This is a genomic window from Spirosoma spitsbergense DSM 19989 (assembly GCF_000374085.1).
GTDB lineage: Bacteria > Bacteroidota > Bacteroidia > Cytophagales > Spirosomataceae > Spirosoma > Spirosoma spitsbergense.
Genome location: NZ_KB893469.1, coordinates 1 through 5,756, shown reverse-complemented (window position 1 = coordinate 5,756; position 5,756 = coordinate 1). Strand labels below are relative to the sequence as shown.

At 46.8% G+C, this 5,756-nt stretch carries 9 protein-coding genes; 6 read left to right on the top strand and 3 right to left on the bottom strand.

What is annotated here, in order from left to right; translation table 11 throughout:
* Both B157_RS0109940 and B157_RS0109935 read right to left on the bottom strand, forming a co-directional pair.
* The coding region (locus tag B157_RS0109940) for a PAS domain-containing protein (protein ID WP_026308612.1) at positions 1-838 on the bottom strand (838 nt) is incomplete at its 3' end.
* A gap of 530 nt (positions 839-1,368) precedes the next feature.
* Positions 1,369-1,794 carry a response regulator gene (locus B157_RS0109935; RefSeq protein WP_026308611.1) on the bottom strand — a complete coding sequence of 142 codons (426 nt, stop codon included), beginning with the start codon at positions 1,792-1,794 and terminating at the stop codon, positions 1,369-1,371.
* 276 nt (positions 1,795-2,070) lie between these two features.
* Between B157_RS0109935 and B157_RS0109930 the strand changes: the two genes are divergently transcribed.
* From B157_RS0109930 to B157_RS0109900, 6 genes are all read left to right on the top strand, one after another.
* Positions 2,071-2,403 carry a hypothetical protein gene (locus B157_RS0109930; protein WP_020603184.1) on the top strand — a complete coding sequence of 111 codons (333 nt, stop codon included), beginning with the start codon at positions 2,071-2,073 and terminating at the stop codon, positions 2,401-2,403.
* 187 nt (positions 2,404-2,590) lie between these two features.
* Positions 2,591-2,779 carry a hypothetical protein gene (locus B157_RS0109925; RefSeq protein ID WP_020603183.1) on the top strand — a complete coding sequence of 63 codons (189 nt, stop codon included), beginning with the start codon at positions 2,591-2,593 and terminating at the stop codon, positions 2,777-2,779.
* A 540-nt stretch (positions 2,780-3,319) separates the two neighbouring features.
* Positions 3,320-3,676, top strand: coding sequence for a plasmid mobilization protein (locus tag B157_RS0109915; RefSeq protein ID WP_020603181.1), 357 nt, complete (start codon positions 3,320-3,322; stop codon positions 3,674-3,676).
* On the top strand, positions 3,673-3,963 hold the full coding sequence (locus tag B157_RS0109910) for a hypothetical protein (RefSeq protein ID WP_020603180.1): 291 nt from the start codon (positions 3,673-3,675) through the stop codon (positions 3,961-3,963). Before B157_RS0109915 ends, B157_RS0109910 begins: the two co-directional genes overlap by 4 nt.
* Positions 3,960-4,844 carry a relaxase/mobilization nuclease domain-containing protein gene (locus tag B157_RS0109905; protein WP_020603179.1) on the top strand — a complete coding sequence of 295 codons (885 nt, stop codon included), beginning with the start codon at positions 3,960-3,962 and terminating at the stop codon, positions 4,842-4,844. Before B157_RS0109910 ends, B157_RS0109905 begins: the two co-directional genes overlap by 4 nt.
* Position 4,845: 1 nt before the next feature.
* Positions 4,846-5,466, top strand: a complete 621-nt coding sequence (locus tag B157_RS0109900; RefSeq protein ID WP_020603178.1) for a hypothetical protein — start codon at positions 4,846-4,848, stop codon at positions 5,464-5,466.
* Positions 5,467-5,564: 98 nt separating this feature from the next.
* Here B157_RS0109900 and B157_RS34920 read toward each other — a convergent pair.
* Positions 5,565-5,756 (bottom strand): hypothetical protein (locus tag B157_RS34920; RefSeq protein WP_041952015.1); only part of this gene is annotated, 192 nt, incomplete at its 5' end.

The following is a 5,756-nucleotide window of genomic DNA, read 5'->3' as shown; positions in this document are numbered from 1 at the left end:
CTATCCTTCCCTGGGAATCGCGTAAGGCTTCGCAAGCCAACAAACCACTCAGGGATGTGTCCAGAATCCGGGTCAGCAATTCAGCCTGCTGCTGCAGCCGCTTATGGGCTTCCTTAAGCTGGGTAAGGTCGCGAAACAAGGTGAAAAAACCATCACCCAGGCGCTTACACTGCACTTCAAACCAGCGCTGAAGGCGTGGATTATAATACTCCCAGTCAATCGGTTCCCCCTGCTCGACGAGGGCCTGAAAACTGGCCGTGAGCCGACGTGCATCCGGCTGACGCTCAAAAAGACCTAACTCCCGAAGTTCCGTTTCCTTGTACCCGGTTATGTCCAGGGCACGAGCGTTATAAAAGATCGTCTGATAATCTACAATGGTCTGCGTAGCCGCATCACGTTTAGCCCGGTAAACGACGATACCATTGGGAGACTGCTGAATAACACCTGCCATCACATCGAACAGGCTAAACTCCTGACCAACCAGAGGAAACGTCAGCGTTAGTTGTTCATCCTGACAGGTCATAGCTACAGACTGCAGAAACCGGTGATCATTCCGATGTTTGAGCCAGAGCGGTAGGAAGTGGGTTGAGTTGGAGGCAGATGAACTCGCTAACGATAACGTATTGACTTGCTGTTGATCGACAAGTAGGGTCAGCGGGCGATCTTTTACTAGTGTTCGGTTGTAACCTGTTACGCGCTCAGCGGCCGTATTGATCAGGCGAATCACGTAATCAGGACTAGCTCCGGCTACGGCCTGACAAATAATGACCCCACAGGCTACCCCATCCAGGAGGGCATCAGCCGAGGGCTCCTGAGAGAAAGTCCATTTCGTAAGCATATCAGGTAGAAAATTATAGCTTCTTTCGGTTTAGGTTCTTATGGAAGTCCACTTAAGCCGTGGTTAAGCAGATATAATCATCTGATTATATTTTTACATTGGTATGCGTTTGAGTGAATTTATTGTGTAGCACACTTCGGGTGTTTTTTTCGAAAAGTACATAATTTGTCGTTTGAGGAGGCAAACTCACAAAGATACCTTGTCAATCTGCTTGCGGTACCGCTTCACACTTAACGGTTGAAACTACCGAAGCGGGCCAGATATCAAATAGCCCGCTCCAAATCAAATAAAAACCCTTTAATAAGGCTTAAAATATCCTTTCTAGACAAGTGGAAGCATGCGGTTTCATTTGACAATAGGGCAAAGCAAAAGAAACTTTTAGGCTTGTCAATCAGCGCTTTACAATCCTATTTGATATTTGGCCCCGATTGGTAGTTGCAACCCATCTACTGATTTTCAGATGGTTGAATAGAGTCGGTGGTTATTTTTCTAATTTCCGGGAAGTTACCCCATCAAACTCTCCTGACTAGCTATGGATTTCTAGGGGTATGAGCTGTTTTCAACCAGTAATCATAAGTGACATTAAACAAGCTATCTAGCTCGGCTATACTACTGGGCTTACTCATAAACGAGTTGGCTCCTAATTCATAAGCCCGACGAACAATCTCTTCATTCCGGTTACCACTTAAAATTAGAATGGGAATAGCCCGTAGGGTTGAATGAGTTCGAATCGTTTCGAGTGTCTCATACCCATCCAGGCGAGGCATATCTAAATCGAGTAAGATTAAAGTGGGGAGGTTCTTTTCAGGACTATTCACTAGATTGGCGATTAGTGCTTCGCCATCCTCAAAAAAGGTAACCTCACAGTCTGAATATGTTTCTAGAGTCTTTTGAATCAAGAAACGGTCATCGTCGTCATCATCGACTGCATAGATGCAAAATTGAGTATCATCCATGGCAAACTCAACTAGCAGGATACAAACGTGAGCTAACAGCTGTAATACGTTAAAGTTATCATTTGTGTTTTGTATAAACAAATGAAGCAATGAAACTTTATAGTTGAGGCTGTTGCATAATCGATCTTATGTTAGCCTAAAGTACCTGTAAGACATTTTCATTATTTTGTCTTACACTTATAAAAGCGTGTCTTACATTTTTCGAATTTTGTCTTACAAGTCTCTATTTGGTCAAAATTTAGCTAATTATGTGTCTTACATGTGTAAGACATCTTTATGAAAGCTGAAAATGCTGCATTTAGCTCAGACATTAAGCCAGACTTATCTTCTAAAGCCAATAGTCCTGTAACTTGGTCAATTCGCGGAGTTGAACGCGAGACCCGATTGGTTATCGAAAAGGCTGCCGAGCGAGCTGGTAAAACTTTAGGCCAGTATGTGAATGAGGATATCCGCAGCCTAGTCCAAGGCCAGCTTACTCAAAGTCAGTTACCAGCCGCCCCGGTTGATATTCAAAACCAGATTGACCACTTGACCAAGATGGTTGAAGGAATTGCTAATCGAATGCCAGAGCAAGGCAAAAAATCGTTTTGGCGACGGCTACTTGGGTAGGGTCATACTCTTTCCCCTCCGTTTTTAAGCCAAATACTTTGGCTGTATAGCTACCTATATTCTTAACCATTCCCGTGGCTATCTTAGTTTGAATGTCACAAAGTTGTCGGTATGATGTTAAGCGGGTTACCTTTTATTAATAACCGTATTAACACCTGTATTCTTTCACCTTACTATACGGTAGATTATGAAGACCCTGATCAAATACTCCTTTTTTATTCTGTCCCTAGCGACACTGGCCACTGCCTGCGATTCTAAGAAAACGGGCACAGCCGACGGAGAAACCACTACCGCGGATACCTCCATGGTGGTTACCAAAGATACGGCTCAGGTAGTTACCGAGACGACGGTAGAAACGGACACAATAAAGAAATAATCCGACTTTTTACCAAAAGGAAAGGCTAGTGCTCAGAGCACTAGCCTTTCCTTTTGAAGGGTCTTTTATCAAATAATTTAAGTTGCGAGATATAGGCTTTGCCAGCCTCTTGGGTAATTAAAGTAAACTTCATTTTTCCCTTTCTAATGCCAGGTGAACGAATGGCTGACAAGCTGCAAAGTTTGATCCAGGAGAATCAAGTGAAGCAAATTCAAATCTATCGGTTTGCGGACTCTAAACTCCATGATCAGAGTGAGGAGTGGAGTTTCGGGCATGAATATATTCAGGTCGGTGGCCAGTCTTACAACCTAGATCGAGTAGTGACGTTCAAGATCATTGATCAAGTCTTACACCTTTATTTCTAAGAAAAAACAGGTTCGCTTGCTATAAAGCTGACGCGTGCTAACTTTGCTAGTCTTGTTGAGTAGCCAGCCATGTTTAACCCCTAAAAAACTCGGTCGTACCTCCCTGTTTTTAGGGGTTAAACGGCTGTCCCCCCTCCGACTGTCGGGGGTGTAAAAACCGCTTACTCTGTTCGCTATGAATCCTACTGAACCTGTCAAAAAGAAAGGCGGACGACCGCCCAGCGCCCAGAAACGAGACCAGCAAATGACGGTTTTGCTGAGCAAGCTAGAGAAGCTGGCCATCCAAAAACGCGCCGAAAAAGCGGGCCTGAATCTATCAGATTATGGTCGTCAAATGGTGCTCACGGGTAAAGCCCAAGTACGGCTAACCCCCCAAGAAAATGAGACATTGAACCAAGTCGCCCGGCTGGGGAATAACCTGAATCAAATCGCTCACAAAGCGAACGCCGACGGTATCCGCAGCATCGCCTTAGAAGCGCATCGGCTCTTACAACAGTTAAGCCAATTATTAGATAAACCGGCTGATGCATGAGCCCCGTGATTTACCTCAAAAAGTATCAGCATGGCGGGCTTTACCATTATGGTAAGTTTTGGCTGGACCGGGAGCCGCCCTTGTGTGAAGTACTTAATTTCTTAAATCCCACGCCCATCATCGAGCACCGGGAGTATAATCTGCTCCAGGACGGTGATCAATTGGAGTTCCAATCGCTATTTGAAGCTTGGGAACTGATTGATGAGTTCGAGTTTAGACGCGCTTATAAACGAGCGACAGCGGGTGACTTTCAGCTTTATATCAACGGCAAGCCCCTTCCATTATGATAGCCAAGACGACTATTGGCCGCAGTTTTAAAGGTTGCTGCGCTTACAACATGCAGAAAGTGGAACTAGGTCAGGGCCAAGTCCTGATGAGTCAGGGGGTGCGGGATTATGACCTGAACCCGATGGTGGCTGACTTCACCCGGCAGGCTAAGATGAATCCTGAGCTAACGCGCAGTGTGTGGCACACGGCCATTAGCTTTGATCCGCAGGACGAGGCCCGGCTACAGCTCAAGCCGGAGTTAATGAAGGAGGTGGCCAGCGAGTACTTGAAAGGGATGGGCTTAGATCAGTCTCAATATGTCGTGATTCAGCATCAAGACACCGCTCACAGCCATTTTCACATCATCGCCAACCGGGTGGCCAGCAATGGCCAAAGTATCAGCGACAGCCACAATTACAACCGCTCGGAGAAACTGCTACGGGAGATCGAGCAAAAGCACAGCCTAACCCTAATGAAGGAGCAAGGCTACCGGCTGCGTTTAGAGCATGTGCCTGAACGGGACCGCCACCGGCTAGAGATGCGGAATGAAGTTCGTCAGAGTCTGGAGCGTTCGACTACGAGTGCGGAACTGAAAGCAGATTTAGCCCAGCGTGGCATTGAGGTGGTAGTGAATCGAGATCAGGCGGGTAAAGCTCGTGGATTGAGTTTCGAGCGAGTGAGCCAGAACGATAACGGGGAAGACGTTAAGGTCGCTTTCAAAGGTTCCAAATTGCACCAGAGTTTAAGTTTAGGCCACATTCAAGAGCAATTACTAGAAAACGGCCATAAACGAGCCCTGGAGCTTTCTCAGCAGCGAGAGCTAGCGAAGGTGCAAGAATTGACGATGAGCTCTCAAAACGAAGAAAAACAACGTAAAAAAGGGCGTGGCCTGAGCATGTGAGATGGAGACTAAGAAAGCCCAATCGAGTGATGATTTAGTGAGTGAGTTGCTACAAGGGGTCCTTGATGATATCAAAGGCCTAAAACAGTCAGTCAGTCAACTAGCTACTAACGATGCACCTGACTACGGAGAGGAATTGAAAACTTTAGCTCGGGCGGTCGAGTCGTTGAAACAGCAACCAGGTCCTGCTTCGAGCGAGTCGAATCAACTCTCAGAGCGATTCAGCCAGTTAGAACAGCTAATTCGCCAAAAACCCGACTACAAGGTCAGTCAGTACGTGCGCTATGGGGGCTATGTATTTGGTCTGATGGTGATGTTAGTTGCGGGTCTGACCTGGCTAGCCCTAGATTGGAAAGGGGAAAGAGACCGCTTTCGAGACGCTTACTGGACGGCGGATTGGCGAGTTCGCTACCTCAAGCAGCAAGACCCTAACTTTTACAACTACATCGAAGGGCTATTCACCAAAGATCCGGCCGGGGTGGGCCAATGGGTTGTTGAGCAGGAGCAGGCCGACGAGAAGCGGGCTCTAGCAGCTCAGGCTGCCGAGCAAGCCAAAGCCTTATCTGACCAAGCGAATCAATTAGAGAGGAAACCGCGAGTCAAGGGGAAGAAAAAAGGGTAAAGGTTTCAAAACCAACGGGTAGTCATCCGTTGGTAAACCTTTTGCTTTGGAGTTTTTTACAACGGTGTAGCGGCCTCGGTAAAAAAGCCTAAGCTGATTCACGACGCACTGGTAGCCCGCTTTTTGTCTCTCTCAGCCGCATACGCCAGCGTTTCGGCCAGGGTCATAATTGGCCCTTTGTTGTTGAGCCATTCGTCATCGAGGGCGTTCATCTGCTCTTTGGTGTGCTCGTTTTTAATCACGGTCACCACTCGCTTGCTGCTTTTGTTTGACGTTTTGAGCATACTCGT